Annotated in this window: 13 protein-coding genes; 5 read left to right on the top strand and 8 right to left on the bottom strand. The window is 71.1% G+C overall.

What is annotated here, in order from left to right:
• Positions 1-62: 62 nt before the first annotated feature.
• The gene (locus QLQ12_RS37085; protein WP_282765541.1) at positions 63-1028 is read right to left on the bottom strand and encodes a substrate-binding domain-containing protein; all 966 of its coding nucleotides are present in this window, start codon (positions 1026-1028) and stop codon (positions 63-65) included.
• 367 nt (positions 1029-1395) lie between these two features.
• On the opposite strand from QLQ12_RS37085, the gene QLQ12_RS37080 reads away from it, so the two are divergent.
• Positions 1396-2685: an exo-beta-N-acetylmuramidase NamZ family protein gene (locus tag QLQ12_RS37080; RefSeq protein WP_282765539.1), complete on the top strand. Its 1290-nt coding sequence runs from the start codon at positions 1396-1398 to the stop codon at positions 2683-2685.
• Between the two features lie 171 nt (positions 2686-2856).
• Complete coding sequence (locus QLQ12_RS37075) at positions 2857-4242, top strand: PQQ-binding-like beta-propeller repeat protein (RefSeq protein WP_282765538.1); 1386 nt, start codon at positions 2857-2859, stop codon at positions 4240-4242.
• 64 nt (positions 4243-4306) lie between these two features.
• Here the strand turns inward: QLQ12_RS37075 and QLQ12_RS37070 are convergent, their stop codons facing one another.
• Positions 4307-5122 carry an oxidoreductase gene (locus tag QLQ12_RS37070; protein WP_282765536.1) on the bottom strand — a complete coding sequence of 272 codons (816 nt, stop codon included), beginning with the start codon at positions 5120-5122 and terminating at the stop codon, positions 4307-4309.
• Between the two features lie 214 nt (positions 5123-5336).
• Between QLQ12_RS37070 and QLQ12_RS37065 the strand changes: the two genes are divergently transcribed.
• Positions 5337-5981 carry a TetR/AcrR family transcriptional regulator gene (locus QLQ12_RS37065; RefSeq protein ID WP_282765534.1) on the top strand — a complete coding sequence of 215 codons (645 nt, stop codon included), beginning with the start codon at positions 5337-5339 and terminating at the stop codon, positions 5979-5981.
• Positions 5982-6116: 135 nt separating this feature from the next.
• Here QLQ12_RS37065 and QLQ12_RS37060 read toward each other — a convergent pair whose 3' ends face one another.
• From QLQ12_RS37060 to QLQ12_RS37035, 6 genes are all read right to left on the bottom strand, one after another.
• Positions 6117-7499, bottom strand: a complete 1383-nt coding sequence (locus QLQ12_RS37060; RefSeq protein ID WP_282765532.1) for a non-reducing end alpha-L-arabinofuranosidase family hydrolase — start codon at positions 7497-7499, stop codon at positions 6117-6119.
• 126 nt (positions 7500-7625) lie between these two features.
• Complete coding sequence (locus tag QLQ12_RS37055) at positions 7626-9008, bottom strand: glycoside hydrolase family 43 protein (protein ID WP_282765531.1); 1383 nt, start codon at positions 9006-9008, stop codon at positions 7626-7628.
• A gap of 357 nt (positions 9009-9365) precedes the next feature.
• Complete coding sequence (locus QLQ12_RS37050) at positions 9366-10829, bottom strand: endo-1,4-beta-xylanase (RefSeq protein WP_407651674.1); 1464 nt, start codon at positions 10827-10829, stop codon at positions 9366-9368.
• Between the two features lie 348 nt (positions 10830-11177).
• A complete protein-coding gene (locus QLQ12_RS37045; protein WP_282765528.1) occupies positions 11178-12500 on the bottom strand; it encodes an MFS transporter in 1323 nt (440 codons plus the stop codon).
• A 4-nt stretch (positions 12501-12504) separates the two neighbouring features.
• On the bottom strand, positions 12505-13926 hold the full coding sequence (locus tag QLQ12_RS37040) for an NAD(P)-binding domain-containing protein (RefSeq protein WP_282765526.1): 1422 nt from the start codon (positions 13924-13926) through the stop codon (positions 12505-12507).
• A gap of 58 nt (positions 13927-13984) precedes the next feature.
• Positions 13985-14257 (bottom strand): hypothetical protein, encoded by a 273-nt coding sequence (locus QLQ12_RS37035; protein WP_282765524.1) that lies wholly within the window; start codon positions 14255-14257, stop codon positions 13985-13987.
• 80 nt (positions 14258-14337) lie between these two features.
• On the opposite strand from QLQ12_RS37035, the gene QLQ12_RS37030 reads away from it, so the two are divergent.
• Entirely contained in the window at positions 14338-14709 is a 372-nt protein-coding gene (locus tag QLQ12_RS37030; RefSeq protein ID WP_282765523.1) for an ArsR/SmtB family transcription factor, read from the top strand.
• Between the two features lie 135 nt (positions 14710-14844).
• Positions 14845-16017, top strand: coding sequence for a hypothetical protein (locus QLQ12_RS37025; protein WP_282765521.1), 1173 nt, complete (start codon positions 14845-14847; stop codon positions 16015-16017).
• Positions 16018-16036: the final 19 nt, after the last annotated feature.

Below are 16036 nucleotides of genomic sequence, written 5' to 3'. Positions count from 1 at the left end.
TCTCCCCTGGGGGGGGGGGGGGGCGCGCCCCCCCCCCCCCCCCCCCCGGGCGGCATCCGTCGTCAGCGGGTCCCGGCCGCGGCCAGTCGCGCGATCTGGGCGGCGTTGTCCTTGGTCACGAGCGTGGGGCCGGTCAGCACCTGCTGGCCACCGCCGAGGACGTTGAGGTTCGCCTTGTACTGGGTGAGCATCGTGACGGCGACGTAGCCCTGCAGGTAGGGCTGCTGGTCGACGGCGAAGAGGATCTTGCCGTCCTGGACGCCCTTGGCCACGTCGGCGTTCAGGTCGAAGGTGGCGAGCCGCGCGGCCGAGGAGGCCTCGCCGATCGCGGCGGCGGCGACGCCGGCGACCGGGCCGCCGAGCGTGACGACGCCGTCGACGGCCGTGTCGGACTGGAGCTTCGACTTGATCGTCGACTGGGAGGACTGCAGGTTGTTGATGTCCACCTGCAGGTTCTCGACCGGCGCGCCGAGGGTGCCGGCCACCGCCGCGCACCGCTCCTCCAAACCGACGTTGCCGGCCTCGTGGATCACGCAGATCGCCTTCTTGATGCCCTGCTTCCTCAACTCGGCGCCGACGGCCTCGCCGGCCACCTTCTCGTCCTGACCGATGTGGGTCAGCGCTCCGAACTCCTTGGACCGCCCCGCGCCGGAGTTGATCGTGATGACCGGGATGCCGGCGGCGACCGCCTTCCCGACCGACGACTTCAGCGCGTCCGGGTTGGCCATCGACACGACCAGGCCGTCGACCTTCTGGTTCACCGCGGCGTCGATCAGCTGCGCCTGCTTCTGCGGGTCGCCGTCACTGGAGTACATGATCGTGTCGCCCATGTCGGCGCCGGCCTTCTCCACGCCGTTCTTGACGATGCTCCAGAACGCGTCGCCGGCCGCACCGTGCGTGACCACCGCGATCTTGTAGCCGTAGCCGCCGGCCCCACCTGCCGGGGTCTTGTTCTCGTCCTCGGCATTGACCGCGTTCTGGCTGGTGCAGGCGGTGAGGACGAGCATGGTGACGGACAGGACGGCCACGGGCGCCCACCCGCGTGATCTACGAATCATGGGAGTTCCTCTCTGGAAGATGCCATCCGCACAAGTGATCGGCCCGCTCCACGCGAGGGGTCACTGAGCCGCCCGCGACGTCCGGCATCTCCCCTCCAGCGAGTGTCGCCGAGCGGTGTCCCGGCGTTTCCGCGGCGCGTGTCTGCAGCCTCTGCCGCCCGCATGGCGAGGTCAAGAGCTTGTCATGAGATCAACCGAACAAGGAAGGCCGACAGCCGGAGAAGCCTGTCCACCGGACGTGGGAGCCGACGCCGAATCCACTGCGGGCGACGGCCGGGTCCCGTATCAGCTTGGGGTGAGCACGACACCGTCCGATCGACACTGCCCGGAGGCACCGATGAAGCGCCGCCATCTCCTCACCGCGGCCGGAGCGGCCGGCCTCGCCGCGACGGGCGCCCGGCCGGGGGCCGCGGGACCGGTCTCCCCCGCGCCGGCCGGCCGCGTCCGGGTCCGCACCGGGCTGGAGCGGCTCGCGGGTTCCGGCTGGGACGCGGTCCGCGGCGGGCGGGTCGGCGTCGTGTCGAACCTGACCGCCGTCGATCGGGAGTATCGGCATCTGGTCGACCGGATGCACGCCGCCGGGGTGCCGATCGGCGGGATCTTCGGGCCGGAGCACGGCTTTCGCGGATCGGCGCGCGCCGGTGGCAGCGAGGGCTTCGGCACGGACGCCCGGACCGGCCTGAAGGTGTACGACGGATACCGCGCCACGCACGACCAATGGGCGACGATGTTCAAGCAGGCCGGTGTGCAGACCGTGGTCTTCGACATCCAGGACGTCGGCGCCCGGTTCTACACCTACATCTGGACGCTGTACGACTCGATGGCCGCGGCGGCCCGGCTGGGGCTGCGCTATGTGGTCCTGGACCGTCCCAACCCGGTCGGCGGACGGGCCTTCGGGCCGGCTCTCCAGCCCGGCTTCACCTCGGGCGTCGGGCTCAAGCCGATCGTGCAGCAGCACGGCATGACGGTCGGCGAGCTGGCCCGCTACTACAACGGCGAGTTGCTGCCGCAGGAGCCGGCCGGCCGCCCGGCGACGCTCGAGGTGGTCACGTGCCTGGGATGGGACGGCCGCCTGCACGGAGGCGAGATCGACATCCCGTGGGTGATGCCGAGTCCGAACATGCCCACCGTGGACACCGCGGCGGTCTATCCGGGAACCTGCCTCTTCGAAGGGGTCGCGTCGCTGTCCGAGGGGCGCGGCACCACCCGGCCGTTCGAACTCATCGGCGCGCCGGGCCTCGACTACCGGTGGCGCGACCGGGTGGCCGGGCACGGCCTGCCGGGGGTGGCGCTGCGCGAGGCGTACTTCGTGCCCACCTATCACAAGTTCACCGACCGGCTCTGCACCGGAATCGACATCAAGGTGACCGACCCCGCGGTGTTCGATCCCATCCGGACCGCGGTGACGATGCTGGTCGAGGCGCGCCGCCTGCCCGGCTTCGCCTGGCGCGACGACAACCCGGGCCGGCCGCCCTTCGTCGACCTGCTCTCCGGGTCGGCACGGCTGCGCACGATGGTCGACGCCGGCGCGCCGGTCACCGACATCACCGGCTCCTGGCAGGAGGAACTGGCCGCCTTCGAGAAGTCACGGAACCCGTATCTGCTCTATCCCCGTTCGCGCCCGTGACTCGCACCGTCATGCGGCCGGAGGGATGACAGAGGCGGCGTCCGGCCCGTCACCGGTTCGGCCGGACCTCATCGGAATTCTCCGACGGCCGGACGGGCCGGACCGCGCGCGCCTAGGCTGGCGGCGAAATGTCCGAGCTCCCCCTTCTTCGCGGCACATGAAAAGGTCACCATGCGCGCCTTCGCGACCGCTCTGCTCGCCATCGCCGTCACGGCCGGCGCCGGCGGTGAGCCCGCCACCGCGGCGGCGGACTGGAGCGTCTCGGGGCTGCGGCCGGTCGGCCAGCCGATCGAGGCCGGCGGCGTCGCGGTGGCATACGTGGTCCGGGACCGGCACCTCTACGCGCAGGGCATCCGGCCCGGCAACGGCACGATCATCTGGGAGCGCGAGGTCACGCCCAGCCGGCAGACGGTCGGCATCGAGCTGACGCCGCACAAGGTCGGCGACAAGGTGACCTTTCTGGAGCCACGGTCGCAGCGCGGGCCGCAGTGGGCGAGCCTGGTGATCGTCGACGCGGCGACCGGGCGGGTGGAGCAGAGCAGCCCGCCCGCGCTGTTCCGCACCGTGCCGGAGAGGTGTTTCGACGACCGGGCAGCCTGCGCGATGGCGACCACGGACGCGGGCGGGAAGATGCGCGGGTATCGGCTCGACGTCGCGACGGGCGCCTTCACGCCGTACCCCGTCGCTCTCCCCACGACCGCCCGCGTCATCGGCGAAGCGGGGCTGCACGACCTGGGCGGCCGTCCGGACGAGCGGATCGCTCTCGTCCGGGACGGGGCGATCCGGTGGCAGCGGCCGCTGACGGACGCCTTTCCCGCCGGGTTCAGCACCAGTAACGGCTGGAACTGGACACACTTTCGAGCCGACGGCGTGTTCGCGGGCTCGGTGTTCGGCCCCGGCGAGAGGACGGCCACCACCGTCGACTTCGACCTCGCGCCCGTCAGCGCAAGCGCCGGCCTGGACGAGAAGACCGGGGCCGTCCTGTGGCGTGACGCCGGATCCGTGGTGGCGTGCGCCATCGGGGTCCCCCTGCCGTACGAGCCGGTCCGGTGCCGGGTCCGCGGCCGGGAGCACGTCGTCTTCGACCCTCTGCAGATCACGTTCGAGGATCTGGACGTGACACTGGAGGGCTTCGACCCCCGCACCGGGAAGACCCGCTGGTCGGTGCCGGCCGGCGCCTCTGAACAGCTGGCCGGCGGGCTGGAGCGCGCGGCGGTGGCGGGTGAGCACACGATCGTCGTCGAGCTCGGCAGCGGGCACCGGATGATCGACCTGACCGACGGCGCGGTCACCGTGCCGCGGAAGGACGCCACGTTCTGGTGCCTGGAAGTGAGCCGGTTCACCTTCCACGAGGGATACGCCCATCCGAAGGGCACCGCCGAGAGGTTCGACCGGGAGGGTGGCAACATCGCCACCGCCTGCGATGCCGCCGGGAAGCCGGTCGGTTCCGGCCGGCCGCCGGCGGGCGCGTCGCGGGCGGTCGGCGCGGTGGCGGGAGGCTACGCCGTGGTGGCCACCGCGGACGGCTACCAGGGGATCGCGCTCGCCGGCCGGTGACGCCTCGTCATGATCCACGAGGCGGTCCGGGCAGCGGCCCGGGCCGCCACCTCCCGTCGCGGCTTCAGCCGGCCAGTTGGTTGAGCTTGCGGATCTGCCGGTCGAAGGCCCGCGCGGGTACGACGCGGCGCATCGTGCTGACGAATCCGGCCCGGGAGCCGGCGGTGTACCGCAGCTTCGGCTTGATGTCGGTCGCGGCCGCGATGACCGCCTGGGAGACGGCGACCGGGTCGTCGCCGGCCTTGACCGCCTCGACGATCAGCCTGTCGGCGACGGCGCGCTGCTTGGCGTAGACGTCCATCGGGGTGTCGGGGCGCAAGCTGTTGGCCTCGATGCCGGTGTTGGTCCAGCCGGGCTCGACCAGCAGGACCCGGACGCCGTGCTCGCGGACCTCGTGGTCGAGCGACTCGGAGTAGCCCTCGATCGCGTGCTTGGAGGCGGCGTAGGAGGCCATGAACGGCGCGGGCATGAACCCGACCACGGACGAGATGTTGACGATCCGGCCGCGCCGCTGGGCGCGCATGTGCGGCAGGACGGCGTTGGTCATCCGGACGACGCCGAAGACGTTCACGTCGAACAGCGCCTGCACCTGCGCCACGGAGCTCTCCTCGGCGGCCCCCGCCGAAGCCACCCCGGCGTTGTTGACCAGCAGATCGATGCGGCCGTGCCGCTTGATGACCTGCGCGACCGCGGCGGCGACCGACTCGTCGCTGGTCACGTCGAGATCGAGATAGGTCACGCCGTCGCGGCGGGCGAGGTGTGCGGTGCGCCGGCCGGTGCCGATCACCTCGTGACCCGCCTTCACCAGCCCGAGAGCGACGGCGTTACCGATACCCGCGGACGCGCCCGTGACGAGCGCGATCGGCTTGTTCGACGTCATGATGATCTCCTGCGAAGTGAGAGGGTCGCGGACTTTCGGCAGCTCGATGAAGACGCTTCACCCGGACGGCAGCGGTGGCGGCCCTCGGAGGAAACCGATCTGTTTCACCACCATAAACCGATCTGTTTCCGGCCGCAAGCCGGCGGTCGACGGCCGGCGCCACGCCGTAAACTGATCGGTTTTCGAAACGTGAGGACGCGGGTAGCCTGGGATCATGGGGACTCAGACACCGCCCGCCGGTACCGCCTCCACGCGCGCACGACTGCTCGACGCCGCGGCGAAGCTCTTCCACGAACAGGGCATCCACGTCGGCGTCGACGCGGTGTGCCGAGCCGCGGGCGTGTCCAAGCGCTCGATGTACCAGCTCTTCGCCGGCAAGGAGGACCTGGTCGCCGCCAGTCTGGAACGCGTCGCGCCGGAATACTCGGCCGCCCTGCTGCCGGCCGCCGATGACGGCGGATCACCGCGGGAACGGATCCGGCACGTCTTCGAACGCCTGGAAGAGCTGGAGCCGGCGCAGGATTTCCTCGGGTGCCCGTTCGTCGCGACAGCGGTCCAGGCCCGCTCCCCCGAGCACCCGGCGAGCCTGGTCGCCCGCCGGCAGAAGGACGGGCTCACCGCGTTCTTCCGCCACGAGGCGCGACGCGGCGGCGCTCGCGACCCCGAGTTGCTGGCCCGCCAGCTGACCATGGTCTTCGACGGAGCCAGCGTCCGGTCCGTCATGCAGGCCCGCGAGCTGGACGGGCTCGCCGTCACGACCGCCAACGCCCTGATGGAGGTCGCCGGCATGGGCCCGCCGGCGGCGTCCGGCGACGGCGCGGTGCTGGCCGGGTCCGCCCCCGCCGAAACGACCGCATAGACCGCGCGTCCCGCGTCCCGCGTCCCGATCGCCGAGCGCGCCACGCCGGCCCGTCGCGCTCGGTTCAACAAGCGCGACGGGCCGGCACCCCACCGATGAAAGATCCAGGGGCCTAGACGCGGCCGGGCACGACGGTCACCGCTGCCGGGTGAGCAGGCCCGGCCGCCACGGCAGCTGGTCGTAGGGGCCACCGGCGCTGGGGTTCTTACCCTGGTAGAGCAGCTGCAGATTGCAGGGATCGACGGTCATGGTCTGGTCGGGATTGCTGCGCACCAGGTCGCCGTGGCTGATGTCGTTGGTCCAGGTGGCGCCGCTGTTGGCCTTGCCGGCGAAGGGATTGCTCTCACTGGCGGCCTGCGGGGTCCACGAACCGCTCAGGCTGCCGGCCGTGAACGAGCGGAAGTAGCGTCCCTGGCTGCCGATCGCCTCGACGATCATCAGGTACCGGTTCTGCCCCTGGAGCTTGTAGACCTGGGGCGCCTCGAACAGGTTGTTCCTCGTGTCGCTCATGATCGTGGTGTACGACGAGCCGAAGTTGCCCGGGAAGTTCCCGATCGGCATGCTCGCCCGGTAGATCTTGCCGTTGTCACCGGCGAAGAACAGGTACATGTTCTGCCCGTCGGCGATCAGGGTCTGGTCGATCGGGCCGGTGCCGGAATCGGCGATGCCGCCGGTGAACAGCGGCTGCGGCGCGGACCATCCGTTGGGGTTGGTCGGGTCGCTGGAGGTCCGGTAGATGAAGGGCCACGCGCCCCACTGATAGGCCAGGACCCAGATGTTCTTGGGGGCGAAGTAGAACAGCGTGGGCGCCACAGCGCCCTGGTTCATCCCGTTCTGGCCGGCCGAGGCCATGTCGGACCAGTTGGTGAACGGGGTGAAGTTCATCGAGCCGTAGGACGAGCCGGCGACGTTCGAGGCGTAGACGAGGTGCTTGCCGTTGTGGACGACGGTGGTGAAGTCCTTCAACGAGACCCATCCCGCCTTGGGATTGGCCAGGGGTCCCGTCGACGTCCAGCGGTAAGTCGACGGCAGTGGGCACGTCTCGCCGGGCGTCGAGGGCGAGGTGGACGGAGACGGGCCGGACGGTGACGACGGCACGGTCGATCCGGTGCAGGCCACGCCGTTGAGGGCGAACCCGGAGGGTACGGGGTTGGCGCCGGTCCACGATCCGTTGAAACCGAACGACACGGTGCCGTTGGTCGCGACAGCACCGTTGTAGCTCACGTTCCGCGCGGTCACCGCGGAGCCGCTCTGCGTCACCGACGCGTTCCACGCCTGGGTCACCGTCTGCCCGGGGCCGTACGACCACGTCAACGTCCACCCGGACAACGGGTCGCCCAGGTTGGTGATCGCCACGTTGGCGCCGAACCCGCCCTGCCACTGCGACGACACGGTGTAGTCCACCGAGCAGCCGGCCGCGGCGGCATCCGCGGGCAACGCCACGACGACCGCTGTGGACGCCAGCAGCGCGAGGCCTCCCGACACCAGCGCGGCACTCAACGATCTGGATCCGATCATGGGATCTCCCTGGTGGGGATGGCGGCTCACGCGTCTCTGGTCGGCGAGGGCCGCTTCGGACATGTTCGAAAGTGATCTCCGCCCGCCCTGATCGCCGTGGTGGCGCGGCCGAACACGGGCCGCCGGTCAGCGACCGGCGCCGGCTGTGCCGGCGAACCGCCACCAGTCGACGTTGAACAGCGAGCCGCCACCGCCGGTGAAGCGCAGGTACAGGTCCCGGGTGCCGGTGGCGCCGCTGACCGGGCAGGTGACGGTGGTCCAGGTCTGCCAGCCGCCGGTCGCCGGAACCGTGCACGTCCCGGCGAGAGCGCCGGTGGCGCCGCCCAGCCGCAGTTCGATGCGGCCACCGGCGGTCGCGGAGGCGACCCGTGCGGAGAACGACGTCGCGCCGGAGCCGAAGCCGACGCCCTTCACCTTGATGTGGTCGCCGTTGTCGATGTAGCCGACGTTCATGCCGCCTTCGCTCGCGGGCTCGGTCTCGACACCGGAGCTCCAGGCGATGGTCTCGGCCTCCTGCCGGACGTACGGGTTGAGCGTCCCGATCTGCGGCGCACCGGTCGTCGTCATCGTGATCGACGGAATGGTGCCGTCGGCGTTGTAGGTGAACTTCTCCACGGCGACCGAGCGGGTGTATCCGCCGCCGCCGGGCAGCGCCCCGTTGTGGTAGAAGAAGTACGAGCCGCCGTTGAAGTCGATGACTCCCGCGTGATTGGTGAAGCTGCTGCCCTGTGTGGGCATGACGGTGCCACGATAGGTCCACGGCCCGGTCGGGCCGGGCGCCGTGGAGTACCCGATGAACTCCGAGCAGCATCGGGCGGCGAAGACGTTGTAGTAGGTGCCGTTGCGTTTGTAGACCCAGGGCCCTTCCTCGTACAGCGTCGGCCGGGCGGCATTGCCGGTGCGCGTGCCGAAACCGGCGGTGGTCAGCGGAATCCGCGTCACGCCGCCGGAGTAGCTGATCATGTCGGCGTTCAGCCGCACGTACCAGAGATTGGGGTTTCCCCAGTAGAGGTAGGCCTGGCCGTCGTCGTCGATGAACACCGTGGGGTCGATCTCGCCGTTCTCGGCGAGCGGACGCCCGATGGCGTCGGTGAACGGACCGGTCGGGCTGGTGGCCACCCCGACACCGATGGCCATCCGCCCGGTGGCACGGTTGGTGACCGGCACGTACCAGTAGAACTTGCCGTTGCGCTGGACCACCTGGCCGGCCCAGGCGTTGGCGCTGGCCCACCTGAAGGTGGCGAGGCTCATCGGGGAACCGTGATCGGTCCAGTTGACCATGTCGGCGGACGAGTACAGCCGCCACTCCTTCATGGTGAAGTACGTCGAGTTGTCCTCGTCGTGGCCGGTGTAGAGATAGACGCGGCCGTTGTGCACCAGCGGCGCCGGGTCGGCCGTGTAGACGGTCTGCACGATCGGGTTGTCCGCGTGTGCGGCGGCCGGGAACACGGCGAAAAGGACGAGCATGGCGGCCGTGCAGAGAATGCTGACGAGCGATCTTTTCGACATCGGACGCGACTCCATCGTTGGCTGGCGGAGGCGGTGCTGGCCACGACCGGACGGCGGTCAGCGTGGCGGGGTGTGATATCGGCTTGCATTGGGAGCGCTAACAAGCTTAATGCAGAAGGTTGCCAGGATGTTTCGAGACATTCAAGAGGGTCTTTAGAAAAATCGACTCGCAGATTACTACGACTGCACGTCACTCGCCCGCATAACACTTTAGGTGGAACGAATCTCACGGGCCACGAAAACAATTATCCGGGCCGCGACGGGGCCGCGACGAAATGTCATGCGGACAGGACCGCACGCGCGGTGGAAGCGGCGTGGCGCGGGTGATGCCGCCACACCACCTCCACCGCGGCGGGGTCAGCTCAGGCTGAATCTCTGGTTGGCCTGGCCGCCGCAGTCGTAGAGCTGGACCTGCTGGCCGTTACCGGTCCCCCAGACGTCCAGGCAGCGCCCGGACTGCACGCCGGTGATGGTGCCGTTGGCGTTGACGTTCCACTGCTGGTTGGCCTGCCCGTTGCAGCTGTAGATCTGCACGGCCGAGCCGTTGCCGGAACCGGCCGCGTCCAGGCACTTGCTGCCGTAGACGGTCAACTGCTTGCCGGAGGTGCGGGTCCAGGCCTGGTTGGCCTGGCCGTTGCAGTCGTAGAGCTGGACCCGGGTGCCGTTGTTCTGCGATGCGCCGGGCACGTCGACACACCTGCCGGACTGGGCGCCGACGATCCGGTTCGCTCCGCCCGGGGTCGAGGGGCTCCCACTCGGACCCGGCGAGGACGGGCCAGGGCCGGCGCCGTTGAGGACGTTGAGCACCGACGTGTAGGCCGCCTTCTTGTTGCCACTGCGGTCGAACAGCAGCGGGTTCTCGCTGGCACGCCACGAGTCGCTGTCCCGCACGCCCCACACCGTGATGCCGATGCAGCGGGGCACGTTGATGCAGGCCTGGGTCAGGCCGGCGTACTGCGAGGTGGACGAGTTGGTGACGTCAACCTCGGTCAGGGTCACGTCCACGCCGAGAGCGGCGAAGCTCGACAGTGTCTGCTGGAAGTTGCCCGGCAGCGAGCTGCCACCGGTGAAGTGGGTCTGCAGGCCCACGCAGTCGATCGGCACGCCCCGCGACTTGAAGTCGCGGATCAGGTTGTAGACGCCCTGCGTCTTGCCGTAGGACCAGTTCTCGATGTTGTAGTCGTTGTAGCAGAGCTTGACCGACGGGTCGGCGGCGCGCGCGGTGCGGAACGCCACCTCGATCCAGTCGTTGCCGGTGGACTGCAGGTTGGACTGCCGGCGGCTGCCGTTCTCCTCGAAGGCCTCGTTGACGACGTCCCAGGCGGCGAGTTTGCCCCGGTAGTGGGCCATCACACCATTGATGTGCTCGATCATCGCCTGGCGCAGGCTGCTCCCGCCGAGGTTCCGCATCCAGTCCGGCTGCTGCGCGTGCCACGCGAGGGTGTGGCCACGGACCTTCATGCCCCGCTGGGTCGCCCAGTTGTAGATCTGATCACCGGAACTGAAGTTGAACCGGCCCCGCTGAGGTTGCAGGGCATCCGGCTTCATCTCGTTCTCGGCCGTCACCATGTTGAACTCACGCCCGGCGATCGAGGTGTACGTCGCATCACCGAGCCGGCCCGCGGCGATCGCCGTGCCGAAGTACCGGCCCGACTGCTGAGCCGCGGCGCCGAGAGTGCTGGCCGCGGCGTTCGCGTCCGGCATCACCATCACGGCGCTGAACGCCCCGACGGCGGCCACGGCGCCGGCGAGCAGCGTTCGGGCTCGCAACGATCGCCGCCGCGGCGCGCCGGCGGGAGGGAGGGGGGAACTGGTTGCCACGAAGGTCTCCCTTCTCGGCTCTGCGTCCGGCCGCCGAGCATCACACGCATGGCGGGTCGCACCCGCTACGCGTGTGTGAAGGAAAGCCGGGGGAGCGCACAGCCCAGGTCAAAAGCGATGGACTTCAATGCAACGCCATGCTGGCACGGTAACAGGACTGAAACAAGGAGTCCCGGAAGATTTTCGCAACTATCAGCAGCGAAAGAATCGGCACGCCTTGCCACGAAGACGGATCTGCCAGCAGGTTCTCTGATGGATGCGGTATCCGTGCAGTTGCATGACCCACACCGCCCGCCACTCCCCGATCCAGCATCAGCCGCTAGGCCCGAAACTTTCGGCTCGCCCGGGTCAGGTCATTCTGTTGTGGTCGTTCACATCAGTTGCCGCCGCCGTCCCGGCCGCGGTGACCGGAACGGCGGTGCCATGGGCGGGGCTCTCCGTGTCGGCGGGGCGCTCGGTGTCGGCGCGGGCCAGGATGCCGGCGCCGGCGAGGAGGCTGGCGCTGCCGATGGCGAGCAGGACGGTCCGGTATCCGCCGGGTGCGGTGAGCAGCGCCGCGGCGGCCAGTGGCGCGGCGGCTTTGGCGAGGGTGACGAGAGCCGCGAGGACGCCGGCGATGCCGGCGTAGGCGGTGGTGCCGTAACGGTCGGCGAGCAACTGTGGGGTGGCGAGACTGGCGATGCCGAAGCCGAGCCCGAACGCGGTGACGGTGAGGATCGCGCCGAGACGGTTGCTCGCGACGGCGGGCAGGGTGAACGCGGCGGCGGCCTGCAGGGCGAAGATGGCGGCGACGATCCGGTGCAGGCGCAGCCGCCGGCCGGCGGCGGTGAGCAGGAGCCGGCCGGTGACGGACAGGATGCCGAGGAGCCCGGCGATGGTGGCGGCGAAGGTGGCGGGGTGGCCCCGGCTGGTGAGGAAACCGACGAGGTGGACGGTCATGGTGCCCATCGCGGCGCTGTGGGCGACGAACGCGGCGGCGAGCCACCAGAACCGGCGGTCCCGGAGCGCGGCCCTCCTCCGGTCACGGCGGTGGGCGGCGGTGACGCGCCGGGCGGCGACGGCCGGCTCCGGTGGGCGGCGCACGACGAGCAGATGCAGCGGTACGGCGATCGCGCCGTAGAGGGCCGCGAGCATCAGCAAGGTGGTGCGCCAGCCGTGCCGGTCGGTGAGCAGCCCGGCCAGTGGCATGAAGACGGTGCTGGCGAATCCCGCGACGACGATCATGCCGAGGATCGCCTTCGGGCGCCGGGCGGCGTCGAACCACGAGACGAGGACGGCGGTGGCCGGTTCGTACAGCGCCATCGCCATCGCCACGCCGAGCCCGGCGAAGACCGGGTACAGGTGCCACACCGCCGTCGCCTGCGACCAGGCGACGAGCATGCCGGCGCCGAGGGCCGCGCCGGCGGTCATCAGGGCACGGCCGCCGTGCCGGTCCAGCCGGCGGCCGACCGGTACGGATACGGCCGCCTGGACCAGGATCGCGACGGTGAGGGCGCCGGTCACGGCCGCCGGCGAGGCGTTCAGGTCGGCGGCGATCGGGTGCAACAGCACGGCGAAGGTGTAGTAGAGGGTGCCGTACCCGATGGTCTGTGTGATGGCGAAGGTGGCGACCAGCCACCAGCCGTGGAACACCCGCCGGCCGGCAGCGGCCGGCGGGATGACGGTGTTCACGAGGTCAGCAGCAGGAGCCGGGCTGTCCCTCGGCGGGCTTGTCGCCGAGGGTGATCAGGTTCGACGGGGCGGTGAGCAGCCCACCGGCGATGCCGGTGGCCAGCCCGCGCCCGGCCGGCTGCTCGACGGCGGCCGGCGCGGAGCCCCCGCAGCAGCCGTCACCGGTGGCGACGGCGTCGTCGCCCTCGACCGGGTTGCTGTTGCAGACGCCGGTCTCGGGCAGGTCGAGCCGCACGTCACGGGCCGCGTCCCAGTCGCCGGCCAGCGCCGCGACCACCGAGCGGGCCTGCTCGTAACCGGTGGCGAGCAGGAACGTCGGCGCCCGGCCGTAGCTCTTGACGCCGATGGCGAAGTAGCCCGGCTCCGGATGGGTCAGCTCGTCGATGCCGTGCGGCGGGACGGTGCCGCAGGAGTGCTCGTTCGGGTCGATCAGCGGAGCCAGCGCCCGGGTGGAGCCGAGGATCGGGTCCAGGTCGAGGCGCAGCTCACCGGTGATCGCGTGGTTCGGGCGGAACCCGGTCGCGGACACGATCCGGTCCACGGTGACCAGCCGTTCACCGTCGGACACCCGCACCGCGTCGCCGGCCGGCGTGACCCTCTCGACGGAGAAGCCGGTGAACAGGGTGATGGTGCCGTTCTCCACGTGTTCGCGCAGCCGGGAACCGAGAGCGCCGCGGGCCGGCAGCGCGTCGGCTCCCCCACCGCCGTAGGTGCGCGCCGGGCTGCTCGCGCGGATCGCCCAGGTCACCGTCGTGCCGGGCGCCTGCTTGGCGAGCTCGGCCAGGGCCAGCAGCGTGTTCGCGGCCGAATGACCGGCGCCGACGACCAGGGTGCGCTTTCCGGCGAAGCGGTCCCGGTCGCGGTCCAGGACGTCCGGCAGAGCGCTGTCGACGTACGCCGCAGCCTCTGTCTCGCCGTGCGCGGCGATGCCGGAGGCGCCGAGCACACTGGGGGTGCCCCAGGTGCCGGAGGCGTCGATGACGGCCTGGGCGAGGATGTCCTCGCCGGCGGCGAGCCGGACCAGGTAGGGCGTGGCGTCGCGGCCCAGGCTGCGCACCCGGTCGAGGCCGAACCGGGTGACCGCGGCGACCCGGGCCCCGTAGCGGATGTTCGGCTTGATCGCCGGCAGGTCGGCCAGGGGCTGCAGGTAGTCGGCGGCGAGCTGGGCGCCGGTCGGCAGCTTGTCGTCGTCGGGCCGGACCCAGCCGGCGTCGGACAGCAAGCGGGCGGCGGCCGGGTCGATGTTGAACCGCCACGGCGAGAACAGCCGCACGTGGCCCCACTCGCGGACGGCGGCGGCCGGGCCGTCGCCGGATTCGACCACGAGGAAGGGCAGGCCGCGCTCGGTGAGCTGGGCGGCGGCGGCGAGACCGACCGGGCCGGCGCCGATGACGACGACGGGCAGGTCCGGGAAGTTGCTGGTCATGAGGGGAGCTCCTGTCGTGAGACGGATCGAGGCGAGAAGGTGGTGACGTCCGGGCTGGTCATCCGCAGCAGCCCTGTCCGGAGGCGACCGCCTCCTTCTTCGCGCCCGGACCGCAGCAGGAGCCCGCCTGCCGGGCCTCGGCGGTGGTGCCGCAGCATGGGGCGGCGGTCCCGGCTGCCTCGCCGAGCCCGGAGAGGTCAGGCGCGGAGAGGTCAGGCGCGGAGAGGTCAGGCCCGGTGAGGTCAGGCCCGGTGAGGTCGGCCGGCGGCTGGTCGCCGCAGCAGGCGGCGGACGCGGCGAGCGAGGAAGCGGAACGTGGTGAGTCTTTCATGTTGCCTCGACATCCGTTGAAGTAGACGCTTGTCGAAACAGAGAGTTGCACGTTGTTTTGATAGATGTCAACCTAGACGCATGACGAAACAGTCCGGCGCGCTCACCCTCATCGACCTCGACACCGCGACGCCGTGCTGCCCGCCCCTGGCTCAGCAACCCCTCCCCGCGGAGACCGCCGCCGTGCTGGCGCCGGCGTTCAAGGCGCTCGGCGATCCGGTGCGGCTGCAGCTCATGTCGATGATCGCGTCCGCGCCGGGCGGCGAGGCGTGCGTGTGCGACCTGACGCCGGCGTTCGAACTGTCCGGGCCGACGATCTCGCACCACCTGAAGACGCTGCGCGAGGCCGGCCTGGTCGACTCCGAGCGGCGCGGCACGTGGGTGTACTACCGCGCCCGCGCGACGATCCTGCGGCAGTTGGCGGGCCTGCTCGCCGCGGACGCGCCGAGCTAGGTCACGCCCCGGCGCGGATGAGCGGGCCGCCTCGGTCGAGTAGCCGCCGGGGCTCGGCGTGGGGCACGCCGCCGGCACCGGTTTCGGGGCGGGCGGGCTCACCGACTTCACCATCGGCATCGGTACGGTGCGCGGATGAGCCAGAAACTGCCGCGGTGGAGCGTGACCGGCGTCGTCACCCGGACGGTGTCAGGAGTGGCACTCGTCGTGGTCGCGGTCGGCATCGTGCGGATGGCCGTCCGATTCGTCGAGATCGCCGTCGAGGCGCCGCGATTCATCGCCGGATACCTGGCCGTCGTCGCCGTCGTCGCCGTCGTGTCGCTGGCGTACCGGTTCGGTGCCCGCGCCCGCCGGCAGCGCCGTCCGCGGCAGGACAGGTCGGCGTTGAACCGGCCCGGGCTCCGGCCGTCCTGGGTTCCGGAGGACGTCGCCAGGGGGCTCATCCTGCTCGGCAGCGGGATCCTCGTCGGCGGCGGGGGCGTCGTGCTGGCCGTCGACGGCTTCGGGCACGGGTTCGGCTTCTTCGAGCACCTCTCCCTGGGTTTGCCGGGCGTGGTGTTCGGGATTTTCTGCCTTCCGGCCGGCGTGGAACATTTCCGCGCTCGGAAACAGCGGTGGCAGGCCGGCCGGGAGAGGGCGTCTTGGGTGCTGATCCGGAAGTATGCCGCCCGTGCCGGCCGTTACGAGGGCGACGGCCTGCGCGAGTTGCTGCGGGCGCTGGCCGATCCGGGGGTCGTCGGGTCGGTCGCGCTCGCCGAGTTGAGACGCTGCCCGGGCCTGCTGGACGGGCTGAGCTACCACGGCCGTCTCGGTGGCCTCGCCGCCGAGCTGCGGCCGTTCGTGGACGTCGTGACCGCTGCCGCGTCCGGCCGGGGCCACCGGCTTCCCTGGCGGCGCCCCCGACCGGAGTTCGGCTTGGCGGCCGCGCTGGCCTCCGTGGACCGTGATGGGTATGCCCGGGAGGCGGCCGTCGCCGCGATGGCCGCCGAGCCGTCCCCGGCGTACGCCTGGTTCCTCGCCGAACGCACCGTCGACCCGGTCGAACCGGTCCGGGCCCGAGCCGTCGCCGCGCTCGAGGCGCTGGTCGCCGCCGACCCGCAGACGTACGCGCCGGTGGTCCGGGAGGCCGCCGCGCGGCTGGCCGGCCGGCGGTGGGCCGCGGCGCTGCTTGCCCTTGCCGGCCTCGCCCCGGAGTGCCCGCCGGCGCGGGAGGTCTTCCCGTGCTGCCGGCAGTGGGCCTGGCGGTGGGCCGAGCCCTGCCGCCCCGTACGCCTCGCCGAGAAGGCCCGCCGTGTGGGTGCGGCGTAGCGGATCGGGCGGGTGTGGT

The organism is Actinoplanes sandaracinus (assembly GCF_030009775.1).
In the GTDB taxonomy this organism is placed as follows: domain Bacteria; phylum Actinomycetota; class Actinomycetes; order Mycobacteriales; family Micromonosporaceae; genus Actinoplanes; species Actinoplanes sandaracinus.
This window is presented reverse-complemented; position numbering and strand designations above follow the sequence as displayed.

Excerpts from the sequence above, each read along its gene's own strand:
- QLQ12_RS37080 (WP_282765539.1), top strand. The coding sequence starts at position 1,396 with ATGAAGCGCCGCCATCTCCTCACCGCGGCCGGAGCGGCCGGCCTCGCC.
- QLQ12_RS37075 (WP_282765538.1), top strand. The coding sequence starts at position 2,857 with ATGCGCGCCTTCGCGACCGCTCTGCTCGCCATCGCCGTCACGGCCGGC.
- QLQ12_RS37070 (WP_282765536.1), bottom strand. The coding sequence starts at position 5,122 with ATGACGTCGAACAAGCCGATCGCGCTCGTCACGGGCGCGTCCGCGGGT.
- QLQ12_RS37065 (WP_282765534.1), top strand. The coding sequence starts at position 5,337 with ATGGGGACTCAGACACCGCCCGCCGGTACCGCCTCCACGCGCGCACGA.
- QLQ12_RS37060 (WP_282765532.1), bottom strand. The coding sequence starts at position 7,499 with ATGATCGGATCCAGATCGTTGAGTGCCGCGCTGGTGTCGGGAGGCCTC.
- QLQ12_RS37055 (WP_282765531.1), bottom strand. The coding sequence starts at position 9,008 with ATGTCGAAAAGATCGCTCGTCAGCATTCTCTGCACGGCCGCCATGCTC.
- QLQ12_RS37040 (WP_282765526.1), bottom strand. The coding sequence starts at position 13,926 with ATGACCAGCAACTTCCCGGACCTGCCCGTCGTCGTCATCGGCGCCGGC.
- QLQ12_RS37035 (WP_282765524.1), bottom strand. The coding sequence starts at position 14,257 with ATGAAAGACTCACCACGTTCCGCTTCCTCGCTCGCCGCGTCCGCCGCC.
- QLQ12_RS37030 (WP_282765523.1), top strand. The coding sequence starts at position 14,338 with ATGACGAAACAGTCCGGCGCGCTCACCCTCATCGACCTCGACACCGCG.
- QLQ12_RS37025 (WP_282765521.1), top strand. The coding sequence starts at position 14,845 with ATGAGCCAGAAACTGCCGCGGTGGAGCGTGACCGGCGTCGTCACCCGG.